A 16,816-nucleotide genomic window follows, 5' to 3' on the forward strand; every position below is an offset into this window, starting at 1 on the left:
CAGTTGCGTATCGCGGGCGCGGCGGTGATCGGCTGGGACATGGGCGCGGTCCTGGCCATGGCGGCCGCGCTGGGCGTGAACCCCCGCGCCGTGGCCGAGTTCCTGCCCGGCATCGAGGCGGTGATGGTGCGCAAGGTGAACGCGGAAATCTCCGCCTCCGGCGGCACCTCGTTCACGCCGTGATCTTCGCAATCAGCATGACGCCGGGAAGCCCCCCGAAATGCGCGTCGCAGGTCAGCAAGGCAGCGCCCCGCGTGCGGGCGGTGGCGAAGATGATGGCATCGGCTGTGGCAAGCTTGTGGCTGCGACACGCTTCAGCCGACGCGAGGGCAATCTCGGTATCGAGCGGAACGACCGTGCAGACCTGCGTGAAGGCGATCACCTGATCCGCCTTGTCCTCGCCAACCTCGCGCGTCAGCCATTTGGCAAGTTCCAGCTGGACCATGGTCGGCAAAAGCCATTCAGCCTGTTCGGGCAAGTGTTCGGTCAGCCTGTCGCCGGTCGGCGACCCGATCAGCCATTCGATCCAGGCAGAGGTATCGACGAGCACCATCAGAAGCGATCCGCACGGTCACGATAATCGGTGGGCGATGCCCCCCGCGCGAGGCCCTTGAGGCTTTCGCGCTTCGGGACCGGCACCAAGAGCACGCCAGTGCCTTTCGGGATAAAGGCAAAGGTCAACCCTGCTTCCCAACTTTGAGCGCGGCGGATCGCCTTCGGGATCGAGATCTGAAATTTCGAGGAAAGAGTCGCGGTCTCGGTCATGATCATACTTTCAGTTGATCGATGCAAGAAACGTAAGATATAGTCGCGGGCAATTCAAGGGTCCTGCCGGGACCCGTGACCAGAACCAGCACCGCCGTTTCGGGTTGGGGAGTGCGCTCACTTGGCCCCGTTGCTGCGCGTGAACTTGGCCCGCGAGAGACCCGTCTGCGCCCGGATCGCCTGCACATCGGGTGCGGCAAGCTCGATTTCGTGGATTGCCGCCGGGCGGTCGCCCTGCGCACGCGCGAACACCTCCTCCAGCCCCTGTTCGACGCACTTGAATGCATCGCTCATCGGTTCAGGCGGCGTGTAGCGGGGTGATGCCCGAGACATCGGTGCTGGCGCGCGCCAGCGCCAGATCATGTGCACGCTGCAGGTTCAGCCAGAACTCGGGCGTGGTGCCGAAGAAGGCGGAAAGCCTGAGCGCGGTATCAGCGGATAACCCGGTCTCTCCCTTCAGCAGCCGTTCGATGCGCGTGCGCGGCACGTTGAGCTGTTTTGCCAGCGCGATCGCGCTAATGCCCAAAGGTTTGAGATAGAGCGCCGCGAGCACATCGCCGGGGTGGGAGGGGTTCTTCAACAAGCTCATGGCACGTCCCTTCAGAGATAATCGACGATCTCGGCCTCGGCCGGGCCCTGATCGGTCCAGACAAAGCAGATGCGCCACTGGCCGCCCAGGCGGAGCGAATGTTGCCCTGCCCTGTCGCCTTGAAGCGCCTCGAGGTGGTTTCCTGGTGGAAACCGCAGATCCTCGAGCAGCACCGCCGCATCCATCGCCGACAACATGGCGCGGGTGCGTCGAACCAGATCGGCGAGAAAGCCTTTGCCGAAGCGGTCCTCGACCGCATTCGCCGCAAGCTTGCCTCTGGTGCTCAGGATCAATCATAACATGTATCATGTTATGATACGCATTGCCAGCCCAGACCGGGCATCGCGCGCAGTGGCCCGGCGCCAGCGCTTTTTCTCCTTTTGATGGGATCCCGCCATGACCGAGAAACGCGTTTCCGTCCGCCTCTCCGCCGAGGGCGGCAAACAGGTCCGCGCCGAACTCACCGGCATTGGCACTGCCGGGGCCGAAGGCTTCGGGCGGGTCTCGCGCGAAGCGGAGGCGGCCAATGCGCGGCTGGCGGCGTTTGCGCGGCGTGCGGGGGTGGTGGCGGCGGCGGCGGCAACTGCGGCGGCTGCGGCGGGGGTGGCGCTGCTGCGCTCGGGGCTGCAGGGCGTCGATGCGCAGGCCAAGCTCGCGCAGTCGATGGACACGACGGTCGCGAGCATCCAGACCCTGACCTGGGCGGGTGAGCTTGCCGGCGTGTCGCTCGGCGAGATCGAACAGGCGGCAGGAATGCTCACACGGCGGTTAAGCGAAGCCGCGACAGGGACCGGGTCCGCGGTGGCGGCACTGGCCAAGCTGCACCTCGCGGCCAAAGATCTGCAGGCGCTGCCGCTCGATGACCGCATTGCCGCGATCCAGGATGCGCTGATCGCTTACGTGCCCGAGGCGGAACGCGCCGCGGTGGCTTCGGATCTGTTCGGGGACCGCGCTTCGCTGGTGTTCACGCGCATTGATACCGCCACCCTGCGGCAGGCAAGTGCCGATGTGCGGGCCTTCGGGGTGGTGGTCTCGCAAACCGACGCCGCCCAGATCGAGCGCACCAATGACGCGATCGCCCGGCTGGGGCTGGTGGGCCGCGGTATGGCCAATCAGCTCGCGGTGGCGGCGGCACCCGCGCTCGAGGCGCTTGCCGATGCGATGGCGCGGCTGGCGGTGGCGACGGGTCCGGTGGGTGGCGCGATAGCGGGCTTGCTCGACAACCTCGACCGTTTCGCCGCCTATGCCGGGGCGGCCTCGGTGGCCCTCACGCTGCGCATGACCCCGGCGGTGATCACGGGCGCGCTCGCGGTCGGGCGGCTGACACAGGCGCTGGTGCTCACGCGCGCGGCGCTGATCCGCACCGGTTGGGGTGCTGCCATCGTGCTGGCAGGCGAATTGGCCTACCGGATCGGGCGGATGGGCGAGGCGGCGGACGCCTCGTCCGAGGCGCAGGCCCGGATGAACGAAGCACTCGGGATCTATGCGCAGGTCGGTGGCCCCAATGCCCGCGCCGAGGCGATTGCGGCCACGCAAGCCTATGTCAATGAGGCGGCGGCGAAGCTCGAAAGCGCCGAAGCCTCGCTTGCCATCGCGCGGGCCCGGCGCGAGGAACATGCCGCCAATGCCGATCTGCGCGGCACCGATCTGCTGGCGGCTGCCGCGGGACCGATCGGCGGCATGGACACGGTGGTGACCGAGGCCGGGCTGGCGGGCGCGATTGCCGCCACCGAGAGGTTGCAGGCCGAACTGGCGGCGGCGCGGGCGCGGCTGAAGGAAATCGAGGCTTCGGATCCCGCGGCACCGCTGGTGGTGGCCAGTAATGCCGCGGCCAGTTTGAGCGGACAACTTGCGGGGGCAGCCACGCGCGCCACGCGCCTCACGCAAGCGCTGGGCAAGGCCCCCGAGGCGCTCGCCAGCCTGCAGGATCAGGCGGCAGTGATCTCGGCCGGGCTCAATGCCGCGGCGATGGGCTATGACCGGCTTGGGGTTTCCGCGTCGCAATACCGCGCCGGGCTCGAGCGGGAATATGGGCTGGCGCAGCTGACGCATTATGAACAGCGCCAGCTCGCCGAAGAGCAGATCGCGGCGCGGGTGGTGCTTTATGAGGCGAACCAGAGACGGCAGGCGCAACTCGATGCCTATCTTGCGGGGTTGGAGGCGCTGCCCGAGGCCGAAACCGCAGCGGGCGGTGCTGCGGTTGCCGCCGCGGAAGAGGCCGCCACCGGCTGGGCGGCAGTGACGCAGGCGCTCGGGGATTATGCGACCACTGCCATGGACTGGGGCAAGGGGCTTGGCGATACGCTCTCCCGCGCATTTCAGAGCGCGGAATCGGCGTTTCGCAGCTTCGCGATGACCGGCAAGCTCGACTTCAAGGGCCTGGTGCAATCAATCCTCGCCGACCTTGCGACGCTTGCCTTCAAAAGCGCCGTGCTGGGGCCGATCGCCAAATGGCTCGGGGGCGCGTTCCCGACGCTCTTTGCCCCGGTGTCGCACGCGGGCGGCATGGTCGGGGCCGCAGCACCGATGCGCGCGGTCCCGGCCCTCGCATTCGCCGGTGCCCCGCGTCTGCATTCCGGCGGTTGGGTCGGGCTTGCCCCTGACGAAGTGCCGACCATCTTGCAGCGCGGCGAGCGGGTGCTGTCGCGCCGCGAGGTGGCGGCGGGGCTGGGGATGGGTGGAGGGGTTGGCAGCAATGGCAGCGGTGTTCACATCAGCATTGATGCGCGGGGTGCTGTCGCAGGTGTTGCCGAGCAGATCGATGCGAAGCTGCGCGCCGCGCTGCCCGAAATCGCCCGCATTGCGCGCGCCAGCGTTGCCGACGGCCGCCGCCGTGGCCATGCGCTCTGAGGCGGCGGCAGGTCGGTGGTCGTCCCCGCCGTCAAATCCAAGCGCCCTGAGCGAAGAGAGTGTCGATGATCCCCGAACTGCCGCTGACCCTGATCGCCAGCCTCGAGCGGCGGCTGGTCACTGCCACCTCGCTCGCCACCTCGCCCTTCACCGGTTCCGCGCAGCTGCAGGACTGGGGTGGCGAATGGTGGGAGTATCAGATCGAGATGGCCCAAACCCGCGGCCGCGATGGTCGCCGCCTGGCGGCCTTCTTCGCCGAGCTTGGGGGGCCGCGCGGCCGGTTCCTGTTCCGCGATCCATCCATCGGGCAGAGCCCCGGCGCGGGCGAGCCCGTGGTCGATGGCACCGGGCAGTCGGGCAACACGCTTGCGACGCGCGGCTGGGTACCGAATGAACCCGCACTCATGGCGGGCGACTTTCTCTCGCTGGGGGGTGACAGCGCGACGCGACTGCATCAGGTGACCATGGATGCCGTAGCCGATGCTACCGGGCGCGCCACGCTCGCCCTCGTGCCAAAGCTGCGGGCATCCCCCGCCGACGCCACTCCGCTCGAGGTCGCAGCCCCGGCGGTGTTGCTGCGCCTCTCCGCCCCGGTGCCCGCCCGCATCGGTCGCGCCGACAGCTACCGCTTTTCTTTCACCGCCCGCGAGGCGCTATGAACCGCGATCTCACCCCCGCCTTTGCTGCAGCCCTCGCCGAGGCAGAACTGCGGCCTGCGATCTTCTTCGAGGGCCAGTTCGCAACTGGTTGGTTGCGGCTCTGGTCGGGGCTGGGCGAGATCGCCTGGAATGGCCACACTTGGGCCGGGGCCGGATCGCTGCTCGGCATCGGGGGCATCGACGAGCGCGGTGAGGTGGTAGCCTCCGGCACCACGATTTCGCTCTCCGGCGTGCCGCTCGACATGGTGCAACTGGCGATCGGCGAGGCTCGCCAAGGTCTGCCGGGCCGCATCTGGCTGGCGCTGCTGACAAAGGGCGGCAGCATCATCGCAGACCCGGTGCAGGCATTTGCAGGCCGCCTCGATGTGCCGCAGATCACCGACGACGCTGCGACCTGCACGATAACGCTGAGCTACGAGAGCCGGTTGATCGACCTCACTACCCCCCGCAGCTGGCGCTACACGCATGAAAGCCAGCAGGCGCTCTATCCGGGCGATCGGGGGTTCGAATATGTCACGGCAATCCAGGACAAGGAGGTGACCTGGGGGCGGGGGTGAATGGCTAGCGGGCGACATTACCCCGAGCTTTTCTCAGGCGGATGTGCTGAAAGCTCCCTGCTGACATCCGCTTTCATCAAGCGTTCGGGTATCTCATTTCAAAGATCGTTACGATTTCGGGAGGCAACAAAGCGGCAAGACCCAATTTTCAATGATCGTTGACATTTCGCCGCTCAGTGCCCATGTTGCCGCTAGATTTCAACGATCGTTGGGGTGACCCACATGTCCGACTCGACCAAATCCGCCTCCCCGGCGCCCATCTCGAGCGCTTCCGACTTCGGGCGAATGATCCGAGCGCGGCGCAAGACACTGGGCCTGACGCAGGAGGACGTCGCGATGCAAAGCGGCATGTCGCTGCCAACCGTCAGCGCAATCGAAAACGGCAAGGAGACCGCGCGGTTGGGCTTGGTGCTTCAGATTTGCCGCGACCTCGGGCTGCGCATCATGATCGAGATCTGAGCATGGCGCGGGTCGAGCTGGACATTCATCTGGAAGGGCGTCTCGGTCCAGTCGGGCGGCTTGAGGGGCTGGACGACGGGACCTTGATGTTCCGATACCTCACGGACGATCTTCCTTTCCCCATATCCATGTCGATGCCCTTGCGCGAGGAACCCTACAGGGACGCGGCGTCCCGCGCTTTCTTTTCGAACCTGCTCTTTGAGAACGCGCAGCGCGAACAGGTGATGGAACGCCACAGTCTCGATTTCAACGATGTTGCGGGTCTGCTCTATCATCTGGGGAGGGATTGCCCGGGTGCCATTTCCTGCCTGCCAAAGGGCGAAGGCCCCGCGAAACAACCCGGCAACCTGACGCAGGACTATGACCCGCTTGGGCCTGACGATCTTGCGGAAATCATGCGCTCGCTGCGTGATTTCCGGCGCTTGCCAGACAAGACGAGAGATCCTTCGCCCCTTGCGGGGGTTCAGGGGAAGGTCGCATTGGCGCGGCTTGCGGATGGCAGGTTTGGGTTTCCCAAGACTGACCGGAATGTTCCGACCACGCATATCCTGAAGGTCCCGAGGCTTGCAGACATGCGTTCGGTTGACCAGGAACATATTCTGCTGGGTCTCATGGCCGCAGCCCAACGCCATCCCGTCGCCGCCACCAAAATCCTCGGCGAAGGCGATCTTCAAGGGCTTCTCATCACCCGATTTGACAGGTGCCTCGATGGCGCCTCGGTTTCCCGCGTTCACCAGGAAGACTTTTGCCAGGCTCTTGGGTTGGGGCCGCACCTGAAATATCAGCGCAATGGGACGCGCGAGAGGTCGTTTTCAGCGCGCTCGATCGGCCAACTGCTAAGCAAGACGGCAAACCCCGGTCTGGCAAGGCAGGCTTTTCTCGAGGTTTCGCTGGTCAACCTTCTGCTCGGGAACACTGACAACCACGCCAAGAACCACGCGTTGCTCTATCAAACGCCGCTACCCGTCTTCGCTCCGGTCTATGATGTGGTTTCCACGATCATTGACGCTCAGGTCCTGCACCAACTGTCGTTCGATGTCGGCCGCGCAAACATGACCGACAAGATCAGCACCGCGGACATTGAGGCGTTGGTCATGGACTTGGGGTTTCCCCGGATGACCCCCGCGCTGCGCCGACGTCTGGGCTCGATTGTTAGCTCCGTAGCCGTGCAGATCGGCGAAATGGCAGCTCCTGCCCGAAAGCGGCTTGGGGATGCCATCGCCGAACAGGCCAGACCAATTGCCGCAGCACTCGGGCTGAAGATCGATATCCCCGAGCGCGATGCCATCTATCTGAACCGACCCGACTGACGGCACGGCTTGTCGCACATTTGGGCGCCAATCTGATGTCCCGTGTGGCGGGTGGCCATAACCGCGTTTTGCGGTGCGGATGGCAACGGGACCAATGGCGCGCACATTTCACGCGGCACTCTCCAAAATTGGTTCCCCCCATGCCCCGCCACACCCCGCAGCTGGCGCTACACGCATGAAAGCCAGCAGGCGCTGCATCCGGGCGGTCGGGGTTCGAATATGCCACCGCGATTCAGGACAAGGAGGTGACCTGGGGGCGGGGGTGAGAATTCACCCGGCGCAGCAACTCAGCTTTGCCACGTCGCGATCAAATGTCTGCGCGGCGAGTTTAAGGCCCTCGACCGTGGTCAGGTAGGGGAACAGCGTCTCGCCAAGCGCCTTGGCGGTCATGCCGAACTTCAGCGCGAGTGCCAGCGTCTGGATGCTGTCCGAGCCTTCGGGTGCCACGATCACGCCACCGAGCAGACGGTCGGTCTTGGCGTCGGCGACCAGCTTGATCAGCCCGCGCGTATCGCGCGCGGCCAGCGCGCGGGGCACGTTGTCGAGGCTGAGGACCGAGGTCTTGACCTCATGCCCCGCCGCAAGCGCCTGCGCCTCGGTCAAGCCCACGCCCGCCACCTGCGGGTCGGAAAACACCACCCAGGGCATCGCGGCGTTGTCATAGCGCTCGGCCCCATCCAGCACCGCATTGCGGGCAGCGAGCTTGGCACCATAGGCGGCCATGTAGACGAACTGGTCGCGGTCGGTCACATCGCCCGCCGCATAGGTGCCGGGGCGCGAGGTTGCCATGTCGTCACCCACGATGATCGCGCCGCGTTTGTCGGTGGCAATGCCCGCCTCGACCAGCCCCAGCCCATCGGTGTTGGGGCTGCGCCCGGTGGTTGCCACCAGATGATCGGCAGCAAGATCGAGCGTCTTGCCCGCCACCTCGATGGTAAGCACCGCGCCACCTGCCGCGCCGGGCCGGCAGCGGATGTAGCGCGCGCCGTCGTGCACGGTAATGCCCTCATCGCGGAACACCTGCGTCAGTGCCTCGGAAACCTCGGGCTCGGCCTGCGGCAAGAGGCGCGAGCGGCAAACGAGGGTGACCTTTACCCCCATCCGCGCCATCATCTGCGCCAGTTCCGCGCCGATATAGCCGCCGCCAAGGAAAATCAGGCCTTCGGGCATCACAGCGAGCGCCAGAAGCGAGGTGCTGTCGAGCGTCGGCACCCCGGCAATGCCCGGAATCGGCGGCAAGGCGGGCCGCGCGCCGGTGGCGATGATGATTTTCGGGGCAGCGATCAACCGCGCGCCGACCTGCACGCCACCGAGAGCCAGCCGCGCCGCGCCCTCATCGATATAGCTGATGCCCTCATAGCCGGGCAGCAGGTCGGCGTATTTCTTTTGCCGCAGCCCCGCCACCAGCGCATCCTTGCCCGCCACCAGTGCCGCCCAGTCATCAACCCGCGCCGCCCCCGATAAACCCGGAAAGCGCCGCGCCGTGCCCGCGCCGTGCAGCGCTTCCGCCGCGCGGATCATCGCCTTCGACGGCACGCAGCCGATGTTCACACAAGTGCCGCCGATCAGCCCGAGGCCAATAAGCGCCACCCGCTTGCCCGCCTCGGAGGCGGTGATCGCGGCAGAAAACCCCGCCGACCCGGCACCAATCACCGCGAGGTCGAAATCATTGCGGGCGGGAATGGTGCAGCAATCGTCCATGGTTTTTCCTTTCAGAGGGGTTTTGCGCGCCGCTGGCGGCGCCAGAGGGCATAGACTGTCAGCCCGACGAAAAAGCCGAGCGCGGGCAGCAGCACGTAATCAAGCCAGCCGAGCAGCGCCGACAGGCCGACCACGCCGAAGAGCACCACCAAAATCGGGGTGAAACAGCACAAGGCCAGCAGCACGCTGCCGATGATGCCGGTTTTCAAAAGCCGGCGGTCGGGCGGCATCGGCGCATGAGCATTCGCAGTGTTCGCGTGATCGTCGGTCATCGGTCGGCACCTTGCATTGTCGTTGCATCCTGCCTACGGTCTGTAGCAACTACAGATGCAAGGGATATCTTCATGCCATCGCCTCACGAAGCCGTGACCTTTTTCGACAAGGCCCTGCGGCGCGCCGATCTGGCGCGGGCTACCGGCTGCAATCTCGAAACCATCCGGTATTACGAGGGCGTGGGACTGCTGCCGCCCCCGGCCCGCACTGCGGCGGGCCACCGCAGCTATGGCACGGCAGACGTGCAGCGCCTGCGCTTCATCCTGCGGGCGCGCGAGCTGGGCTTTACGCTGGAAGATGTCCGCGGGCTTCAGGGCCTTGGCGACGGCGCGCTGCTGAGCTGCGCCGAGGTCAGGGACAAGGCCGAGGCGCATCTGGCCGAGGTGCGCGCCAAGATCGCCGACTTGCAGCGCATCGAGCAGGTCTTGTTCGACACCGTGGGGCGATGCTCGGGGCAAGACGTGCCGCGCTGCGCGGTGCTCGAAGCCTTGTCTGCCTGACCCGTTTGGGCGCGCTGACGTCGAAATTGTCCCATATCACCAACGTTCTGGGCTGCGCTTGCAGCCAGCTGATCCGAACACACGGATGAGTACCAACCTCGTTCGACGGGCGATTCTCGCGTCGTAACAATCATCCCGTTGTCTCCGCATCCGTCCTTTGCAACTGCTCACGAAACCGGCCCGACACCTGCCACGCTCTGCCAGTGTGCGCCGCCCGTCGCGGACCGCACACCACTGACCCGATACGTTTCCCCATGCCCCGCCACCCCGACTGGCCCCAGCGCCTCGCCGCAGCGATTGAAGCCGCGCACACCACGCCCTTTGCCTGGAGCCAGCACGACTGCCCGACCTTCGCCTTCGATACGCGCCGCGCGCTGACCGGCGAAGATACCGCCGCCCTCTGGCGCGGCCAGTATAGCTCCTACCGCGGAGGCCTTCGCCTGATGCGTCGCCTTGGCTGGCCAACGCTCGCTGCAATGGGCGACGCACTGCTTGGGCGGCCGCTTTCCACCACCTTGCTCGCGCAACGCGGCGACATCGTGCTGTCCTCTGACGGCCGCGGCTTCGGCGTCTGCCTCGGCGCGTCTGCCGTCGGCATGGCCCCCGCGGGCCTGATCAGCTTGCCACTATCCACCTGCACCCGGGCCTGGAGGGTCTGACCGATGCCGTTTCTTGCGCCCGTCATCACCGCCGTGGCGGGCTGGGTTGGCACGACACTGGCGGCAGGCGGCATTGGCGCGATGCTGCTGCGGCTCGGCGGCTCGCTGCTCTTGAGCTACGCGTCGCAAGCGTTGATGCCAAAGCCGAAGACGCCCGCCCGCACGGTGACGGTGCGCGCGCCGGTGATGCCGCGCGACATGGTTTACGGCCGTGCCCGCAAGGGCGGGGTGATCGTGTTCCTGCATGCTTCGGGTGCCAGGAACCAGTATCTGCACCTCGTCGTGGTGCTGGCAGCACACCGCGTGAAGGCAATCGGCGCGATCTGGTTCGAAGGCGAGATGGCGGTGAATGCTGCGGGCGTTGCAGTCGGGCGCTGGGCAGGCAAGGTCACGCTCGAGAAGCGGCTCGGGGATGAAGAGCAGACGGCCTTCACTTCGCTGATGGCGGCGCTGCCCGAGATGTGGACCCCGGCGCACCGGCTGGCGGGGTGCGCCGCGCTCTACCTGCGGCTCAGCTATGATCAGGATGCGTTTCCGGGCGGCATTCCGAACATCGCGGTCGACCTTGAGGGCAAGGACGACATCTTTGATCCGCGCACCGGCGCACGCGGTTACAGCGAGAATGCAGCCCTGTGCCTTGCCGATTACATGGCGCATCCGCGCTTTGGCATCGGTGCGGCAATCGGCGCAGGCGACGGTATCGACGCCGAGGCGCTGATCGAGGCCGCGAACATCTGCGACGAGGCGGTGGCGCTCGTGGATATCCCGACCACCATTGCGTCTGGGTCCGGGTCCTCGGCGACGCCGCCCGCGCCGCGCTGGCAGCTGCAGCAGGGCTGGTGGCAAAGCCCGGCCTTCAGTGGCACCGGCTGGATCTGGCAGAGCCTTTTCGGCGCTCCACCCGGCACCGAACCGCCGCCCGATGAGGTGGCGGATGGCGGCATCGAGCCGCGCTATGCCTGCAATGGCGTGGTCTCGCTCTCCCAGGACCCCAAGACGGTGATCGAAGCAATGCTGAGCGCCATGGCGGGACGGGTGGCACATGCCGGCGGTGCCTGGCGGCTGATGGCTGGCGCGTATCGACTGCCCGAGATCACGCTCACCGCCGATGACGTGCGCGCGGGTGGCATGGTGCTCGCGACGCGCGTCAGCCGCGCCGAGAGTTTCAACGCCGTGCGCGGCCAGTTCGTGAGCCCCGAGAACGACTGGCAGGCAGATGACTTCCCGGCGGTCACCAGCGAGGTCTACCGCGCCGAAGACGGCGGCGAGCAGGTCTGGCGGGATCTGTCGCTGCCCTTCACGCTGTCGTCCTCGGCAGCACAGCGGCTTGCGAAGATCGAGCTCGAGCGCGCGCGGCGACAGATGAGCCTGCGCATTGCGGGCAAGCTTTCGGCCTGGGCGGCCTCGGTGGGCGAGACGGTGCTGGTCGACTATCCGCGCTGGGGCTTTGCCGCCAAACCCTTCGAGGTGCAGAGCGTGGCGCTCGATCTGACTGCGGCGGGGGCAACTGGTGCAGTCGGCGGTGCCGGAAGCGACGGCCCGGCCTTGCTGCCGGAACTGATGCTGCGCGAGACCTCGCCGCTGGTCTATGACTGGGACGCCAGCGAAGAGGCGATCTATGCCGCGGCCCCGCGCACCACGCTGCCCTCGGCGTTCGATGTGCCACCGCCCGGCGTGCCGGAGGTGAGCGAGGAGCTTTACGTCACCCGCGACGGCGCAGGCGTCAAGGCGCTCGCGCGGCTGAGCTGGACCGCCGCTCCCTCGGGATTTGTCAGCCAATACCAGATCGAGGCGCGGCTGGCGGGGGCTGAGGACTGGGCCGATCAGGGGCGCACCGATGCGACCTCGCTCGAGATCCGCGACATCGCGCCAGGGGCCTGGGAGTTTCGCGTCAAGGCGCTCTCGGTGCTCGGGGTCTCGTCCGACTGGCGCGCCACCTCCGCCGAGATCCTCGGGCTTTCGGCACCGCCCGCCGCACTCTCCGGTCTCACGCTGCAGACCGCAGGCGGCCTTGCCATCCTCAAATGGCAGCGCAGCCCGGACGCCGATGTGCGGCTCGGCGGCAATATCGTGATCCGGCATTCGGCCGAGGCCGCCCCAAGCTGGGGCGCGAGCTATTCGATGGACCGGGTTTCCGGCAACGAGGCGATCGCGGTGCTGCCGCTGAAGCCCGGTGCCTACCTCTTGCGCGCCGAGGACAGCGGCGGGCGGCTCGGGCCGGTGGTGATGGTCACGACTGCAGGCGCACAGGCGCTGGCCTTCGCGCCGCTCGATGCGCTCGAAGCGGCGCCCATGTTCTCTGGCACGCATGCGGGCACGGCGCGGCTCGATGGGGCGCTGACGCTCGGCGCGGCGACGATGTTCGACGATTGGCCAGTGGTGGATGCGGTGCCGAGTTTCGACTGGGAGGGCGGGGTCATTGCCTCGGGCATCTACGGCTTCGCCGCGGGCATCGACTTCGGCGTGGTGCGACGCGCGCGTTTGCGCAGCCAGATCGCGGTGGCGGGATTTGCCGTCTTCGACCGGATCGACGCGCGCGCGGCCCTCATCGATGCCTGGGAGGATTTCGACGGGGCGGAAGGTGCCGAGGTCGATGTGGTGATGGAAGTGCGCACCACCGACGACGACCCCGGCAGCGCCAGCCCCGGCTGGAGCGGCTGGAGCCGGATCGACGGCCACGAGATCGAGGCGCGCGGGGTCGAGGCCCGCGCCATCCTCACAAGCTCCGACCCGGGCTTTGCGCCCCGGGTGAGCGCACTTGGACTTCATGCAGACGGGGTGGCCTGATGGCACAGACGACAAGCTTTGCAATCGCCAATGACAGCGGCGTCGCCGTACGCGCGCGATTGAACGAGGTGCTGGCGGCACTCGCTTCGAGCAACGCAGGCGCAGTGGCGCCCTCGGTCACAGTGCCCGGCATGCTCTGGTTCGACACCGGGGTGACGCCCCCGACCTTGCGCCGCCGCACTGCCGCCAATGATGGCTGGCAGGCGGATCGCGACCCGGTGCTGACCACCTTTGATGCTGCCCGCATCACCCTCCGCAGTGCCGATGGCGCCGAGACCCTCGCCGACTTCCTCGCCAATGGCGGCGCCTATCTGCGCCACGACAACGTCAACCGCTTCTGGACCACCGCCACCGGTGCCGAGATCTATGGCGCGCTCGAGGTCGACACCATCAACGGCGCGGCCCTCGCCGGCGGCTACTTCGTCCCCAGCACCTCGCTCGTCGATGATGGCACCAGGTCGAGCGGCACTTACGCGCCCGCGCCCTCGGCCACATCCGGCAACTTCCGCAAGGTGGCGAACGGCGGCGCCTTCACCCTTGCCGCCGCCACCGGGACCAATTCCTTCACCGCACTTGTGCTGATCACCAACACTGCCAGCGCTGGCGCGATCACCCTCTCGGGCTTCAGCAAGACCACGGGCGACCCCTTCACCACCACCTCGGGCGACGCCTTCTTCGTCTTCATCGCCAAGCTCGGCGACAAGACCCTGGCCAGCGTGGTGGCGCTGCAATGAGCGCTTTCCCCCTGATGCCCATCCTGCCGCCGCACGACATCCTGCGTGAGGTCACACTCGCGGCCTCCGCCACCTCGACCGCTGCCACCATCACCATGCCCGCCGGGGTGCGCACAGGTGATCTGGCGCTCCTCTTCGACGCCCCCGCCGGAGGCAACTCGCCGCGCGTCGTGCCCGCGGGCTTCACCTCGCTTTACGCCATCGCCACCAGCGGCGGCTGGGGCCGCCATCATGGCGTGGCAATGCGCCAAATCGCCAGCGCCGCCGAGGGCGGCTCCACGCTGACGGGGAGCGCGGGCACCGTTGATCCCGGCACCGGCGTCGTCAACAGCCGCAAGATCCTGCTGGTGTTCCGCGGCAACGTGCCAATCCGCAGCGCAATCTATGTGCCCGGTGTCAGCACCGGCTCGAATGGCAATCCAGGCACCGTCACGCTGCTCTCGGGCGCGGGCACGCCGCCGCTGATCCTCTGGGGCTGCATCTCGACCACGGCGCATGCAACGACGCCCTTCGAGACGGGCTGGACCACCCCCACCTTCGGCACCGAGGTTGCCATCGAGGCGTTGCGCGTGGGTTACACCATCGTCAACCGCGGCGGCGCGCCTTTGAACCAGGCGGTCGACATGACCGACCTCGGCTCCTCGAACATGATCACCGCCGCCTATGTCACCCTGGAGGGATGAGATGCCGCAACCCAGACGGAGCGGCCCTGTCAGTACCTGTCGTACCACCAACGCCGCGTCGCGGCGCTCATCGCCTGGTCACGACCGGTGACATCGAGGAAGCGGCTCAGTTGCTGACTGTTGCGCCGCGAATTCAACCGGGCGAGTTCGGCGGAGATCGCCACATACTGCGCGTGAACCGCCACTGTCTCCTGCGTCCACCCCGGCGGCGCTTCTACCGGCATCGATGCAGCGCTCAGCTGCGACCCGACCAGCGCGCACAGTCGGGCCAGAAGCACCTCGCTCTTGTGCTTCAGTTGGATCGTCGCCGGGTCCTCGGCAAATATCCTGTCCGGATCGGTGTTCCGTGGCATCGGGTTCAATTCCTGCTGATCGTCTTGCCGGCTTCAATGATGCCGCATCGAGCGACGTCGATGCAAGGTGCGGCTTGTCGCCGTGCGCCCTGGCACTCACGGCACAGCCTCGCAGGCGAAGCGCCCCTCGCGCGGGCAGCGACGGTGACGATTCCGGTCGCGGTGACGACGTTGCCGCATGCGATCCGCCACCTGGCGCAGCGACATCAAACCGGCACAGCCGCATGGGAAGGGGAATGAACATGCTTGAACTCAGACAGGACGGCCTGGCGCTTGCGCTGGTCCCCGAGGGCGGCTGGGTCACCTTGCCCAACGGCGACCGGGTCTCGCCTGCGGTTGCAGGCTGGTCGAATGCGGACGGGTTCGCACTGGTCGCGGCACCCGAGGCTGCGGCAGAGGCGCTGTCCTTGCCGGAACCCACCGCCGAAGAGCGGCGCGCGGCGCTGCCGCCTCTCAGCCGCCGTCAGGTGTTCATCGGCCTCGTGGCATCGGGATTGGCAACGGCGCAGGAGGTGCTGGCGATTTCCGCCTCCGGCACCGTTCCCGCCGTGATCGAGGCGGCCTTCGCGGCGATGCCCGAACCGCAGCAGAGCTACGCCCGCATAACCTTAGCAGAGTTCACGGTCGCGCAACGTCTCGACCCGACCACGCTTCTGTTGCAGGCGGCGGCCGGATTGACCGATGCCGAGCTCGATGCCTTCTTCGTCGAATTCGCGAAAGTCTGACGGGGCTGGCAGATCGCCTGCCGTCCTCCATCCTCCCGCCCTTCCCTCCAATCTGCGCCCCGTCGCGCCAACAACCGGAGCCCGCCATGCTGCCCGACTGGGAGACCCTGCAAAAGACCTGGCCGCTCCTGGCTGGCCTCGCCGCCCTCTGGGCCCGCCTCGAGGTCGCCCGCGCCCTGGGCCGCGCGCAAGTGCGGCAGAGCGCGACCGACCTCACCCGCCTCGAGGCCCGCGTCGACACGATGGACAAGGCGGCGCAGAACCAGGCGATCCAGCTCGGCCGCATCGAGGAGGCGCTGAAAGGCGTCGGCCACACTCTCGAGCGGATCGATCGCAAGATCGGGAACTGACCGGGGTGGCGCGAGCGGCGCAAAATGCATCAGCGGTGCAGGTCACCGATTCCGGGCGCGAGGGCGTCCTGACTGGCGCCAACACCCGCAACGCCCAAGCACATTGACTGCCAACCCACCCCGTCGCGCCGCGGCGGGGTTTTCCCCATGGAGAGAACCATGACCACCACCGCCTACCCCCACTTCCGCGACGTGCCGACCAGCACCTGGCGCTGGCCGAGCTTCTCGCCCGCCGAGATCGCCTGCCGCGGCACCGGTGCGCTGAAGCTCAACACCGACGCGATGGACAAGCTGCAGGCCCTGCGAGCGGCACTCGCTAAGCCGCTGATCGTGCTTTCTGCTTACCGCAGCCCCGAGCACAACAAGGCGGTCGGTGGCGCCCCGGCCTCGAAACACATGCTGGGCGAGGCCTTTGATATCTCGATGGCGAACCACGACCCCGTCGCCTTCGAGGCCGCGGCGCGCAAGGCGGGGTTCCTCGGCTTCGGCTTCTATCCGCGCTCGGGTTTCATGCACATCGACCTCGGCCCGGCACGCGAATGGGGTGAGCGGTTTCCGGCGCGGGCCACGGCATTTGCGCCGGAAGTGCCGCCCGCCCGCGAGGCGCTGGCCGAAAGCCGCACGCTCAAAGGCAGTGGTGCCGCCGGGGCAGCCACTGTCGGCGCTGCCGGGGTCGAGCTGGCGCGCGAGGTTCTGGGCGAGACGCAATCCGCAATCCAGCCGCTGGTGCCCTACCTCGACACCCTTGTCTTATGACTTCGGTCGGCTCCTGAGGCAAAAGGGAGCCACTGCCCGCCACGCCATTTATGGCGGGCAGTGGCGGGGGATGGATCGATCGACACCTTGGTTTTCCAGAACCGCA

22 protein-coding genes are annotated in these 16,816 nt (G+C 67.1%); 14 read left to right on the plus strand and 8 right to left on the minus strand.

Going from position 1 to position 16,816, the window contains the following annotated elements:
* Positions 1-183 (plus strand): hypothetical protein (locus tag Q8J98_RS04665; RefSeq protein ID WP_305293351.1); only part of this gene is annotated, 183 nt, incomplete at its 5' end.
* Here Q8J98_RS04665 and Q8J98_RS04670 read toward each other — a convergent pair.
* The 5 genes from Q8J98_RS04670 to Q8J98_RS04690 form a co-directional block, all read right to left on the minus strand.
* A complete protein-coding gene (locus Q8J98_RS04670) occupies positions 173-553 on the minus strand; it encodes a type II toxin-antitoxin system VapC family toxin (RefSeq protein ID WP_305293352.1) in 381 nt (126 codons plus the stop codon). The two genes, Q8J98_RS04665 and Q8J98_RS04670, sit on opposite strands and share 11 nt — an antisense overlap.
* Positions 553-765 carry an AbrB/MazE/SpoVT family DNA-binding domain-containing protein gene (locus Q8J98_RS04675; RefSeq protein ID WP_305293353.1) on the minus strand — a complete coding sequence of 71 codons (213 nt, stop codon included), beginning with the start codon at positions 763-765 and terminating at the stop codon, positions 553-555. Before Q8J98_RS04675 ends, Q8J98_RS04670 begins: the two co-directional genes overlap by 1 nt.
* A gap of 117 nt (positions 766-882) precedes the next feature.
* On the minus strand, positions 883-1,059 hold the full coding sequence (locus Q8J98_RS04680) for a hypothetical protein (RefSeq protein ID WP_305293354.1): 177 nt from the start codon (positions 1,057-1,059) through the stop codon (positions 883-885).
* A 4-nt stretch (positions 1,060-1,063) separates the two neighbouring features.
* Entirely contained in the window at positions 1,064-1,354 is a 291-nt protein-coding gene (locus Q8J98_RS04685; RefSeq protein ID WP_305293355.1) for a HigA family addiction module antitoxin, read from the minus strand.
* An 11-nt stretch (positions 1,355-1,365) separates the two neighbouring features.
* Positions 1,366-1,647, minus strand: a complete 282-nt coding sequence (locus Q8J98_RS04690) for a type II toxin-antitoxin system RelE/ParE family toxin (RefSeq protein ID WP_305293356.1) — start codon at positions 1,645-1,647, stop codon at positions 1,366-1,368.
* 103 nt (positions 1,648-1,750) lie between these two features.
* On the opposite strand from Q8J98_RS04690, the gene Q8J98_RS04695 reads away from it, so the two are divergent.
* The 5 genes from Q8J98_RS04695 (at position 1,751) to Q8J98_RS04715 (ending at position 7,189) form a co-directional block, all read left to right on the plus strand.
* Positions 1,751-4,204: a phage tail tape measure C-terminal domain-containing protein gene (locus Q8J98_RS04695; RefSeq protein WP_305293357.1), complete on the plus strand. Its 2,454-nt coding sequence runs from the start codon at positions 1,751-1,753 to the stop codon at positions 4,202-4,204.
* Between the two features lie 65 nt (positions 4,205-4,269).
* Positions 4,270-4,863, plus strand: a complete 594-nt coding sequence (locus Q8J98_RS04700; protein WP_305293358.1) for a hypothetical protein — start codon at positions 4,270-4,272, stop codon at positions 4,861-4,863.
* Entirely contained in the window at positions 4,860-5,420 is a 561-nt protein-coding gene (locus Q8J98_RS04705) for a hypothetical protein (protein WP_305293359.1), read from the plus strand. Before Q8J98_RS04700 ends, Q8J98_RS04705 begins: the two co-directional genes overlap by 4 nt.
* A 222-nt stretch (positions 5,421-5,642) precedes the next feature.
* The gene (locus Q8J98_RS04710; RefSeq protein WP_305293360.1) at positions 5,643-5,879 is read left to right on the plus strand and encodes a helix-turn-helix transcriptional regulator; all 237 of its coding nucleotides are present in this window, start codon (positions 5,643-5,645) and stop codon (positions 5,877-5,879) included.
* A 2-nt stretch (positions 5,880-5,881) separates the two neighbouring features.
* Positions 5,882-7,189, plus strand: coding sequence for a HipA domain-containing protein (locus Q8J98_RS04715; RefSeq protein WP_305293361.1), 1,308 nt, complete (start codon positions 5,882-5,884; stop codon positions 7,187-7,189).
* Positions 7,190-7,459: 270 nt separating this feature from the next.
* On the opposite strand, the gene merA is transcribed toward Q8J98_RS04715, so the two are convergent.
* Together merA and merF are read right to left on the minus strand one after the other, a co-directional pair.
* Positions 7,460-8,890 (minus strand): mercury(II) reductase, encoded by a 1,431-nt coding sequence (merA, locus tag Q8J98_RS04720; RefSeq protein WP_305293362.1) that lies wholly within the window; start codon positions 8,888-8,890, stop codon positions 7,460-7,462.
* Between the two features lie 11 nt (positions 8,891-8,901).
* Positions 8,902-9,162 carry a mercury resistance system transport protein MerF gene (gene merF / locus Q8J98_RS04725; RefSeq protein WP_370868060.1) on the minus strand — a complete coding sequence of 87 codons (261 nt, stop codon included), beginning with the start codon at positions 9,160-9,162 and terminating at the stop codon, positions 8,902-8,904.
* Between the two features lie 72 nt (positions 9,163-9,234).
* Between merF and Q8J98_RS04730 the strand changes: the two genes are divergently transcribed.
* From Q8J98_RS04730 to Q8J98_RS04750, 5 genes are all read left to right on the plus strand, one after another.
* The gene (locus Q8J98_RS04730) at positions 9,235-9,663 is read left to right on the plus strand and encodes a helix-turn-helix domain-containing protein (RefSeq protein WP_305293363.1); all 429 of its coding nucleotides are present in this window, start codon (positions 9,235-9,237) and stop codon (positions 9,661-9,663) included.
* Between the two features lie 254 nt (positions 9,664-9,917).
* Positions 9,918-10,322 carry a hypothetical protein gene (locus Q8J98_RS04735; RefSeq protein WP_305293364.1) on the plus strand — a complete coding sequence of 135 codons (405 nt, stop codon included), beginning with the start codon at positions 9,918-9,920 and terminating at the stop codon, positions 10,320-10,322.
* Positions 10,323-10,325: 3 nt separating this feature from the next.
* Complete coding sequence (locus Q8J98_RS04740) at positions 10,326-13,109, plus strand: phage tail protein (protein ID WP_305293365.1); 2,784 nt, start codon at positions 10,326-10,328, stop codon at positions 13,107-13,109.
* Positions 13,109-13,843, plus strand: a complete 735-nt coding sequence (locus tag Q8J98_RS04745) for a hypothetical protein (RefSeq protein WP_305293366.1) — start codon at positions 13,109-13,111, stop codon at positions 13,841-13,843. The genes Q8J98_RS04740 and Q8J98_RS04745 overlap by 1 nt, the downstream gene beginning before the upstream one ends.
* Entirely contained in the window at positions 13,840-14,526 is a 687-nt protein-coding gene (locus Q8J98_RS04750) for a hypothetical protein (RefSeq protein ID WP_305293367.1), read from the plus strand. Before Q8J98_RS04745 ends, Q8J98_RS04750 begins: the two co-directional genes overlap by 4 nt.
* Before the next feature lie 29 nt (positions 14,527-14,555).
* Here Q8J98_RS04750 and Q8J98_RS04755 read toward each other — a convergent pair whose 3' ends face one another.
* Entirely contained in the window at positions 14,556-14,879 is a 324-nt protein-coding gene (locus tag Q8J98_RS04755) for a hypothetical protein (RefSeq protein ID WP_305293368.1), read from the minus strand.
* A 242-nt stretch (positions 14,880-15,121) separates the two neighbouring features.
* Between Q8J98_RS04755 and Q8J98_RS04760 the strand changes: the two genes are divergently transcribed.
* The 3 genes from Q8J98_RS04760 (at position 15,122) to Q8J98_RS04770 (ending at position 16,710) form a co-directional block, all read left to right on the plus strand.
* On the plus strand, positions 15,122-15,604 hold the full coding sequence (locus Q8J98_RS04760; protein WP_305293369.1) for a hypothetical protein: 483 nt from the start codon (positions 15,122-15,124) through the stop codon (positions 15,602-15,604).
* An 86-nt stretch (positions 15,605-15,690) separates the two neighbouring features.
* Positions 15,691-15,954 (plus strand): hypothetical protein, encoded by a 264-nt coding sequence (locus tag Q8J98_RS04765; RefSeq protein ID WP_305293370.1) that lies wholly within the window; start codon positions 15,691-15,693, stop codon positions 15,952-15,954.
* Positions 15,955-16,113: 159 nt separating this feature from the next.
* Positions 16,114-16,710 carry a D-Ala-D-Ala carboxypeptidase family metallohydrolase gene (locus Q8J98_RS04770; protein ID WP_305293371.1) on the plus strand — a complete coding sequence of 199 codons (597 nt, stop codon included), beginning with the start codon at positions 16,114-16,116 and terminating at the stop codon, positions 16,708-16,710.
* The last annotated feature ends 106 nt before the right edge of the window (positions 16,711-16,816 follow it).

It is taken from the genome of Phaeovulum sp. (genome assembly GCF_030684035.1).
GTDB lineage: Bacteria > Pseudomonadota > Alphaproteobacteria > Rhodobacterales > Rhodobacteraceae > UBA6213.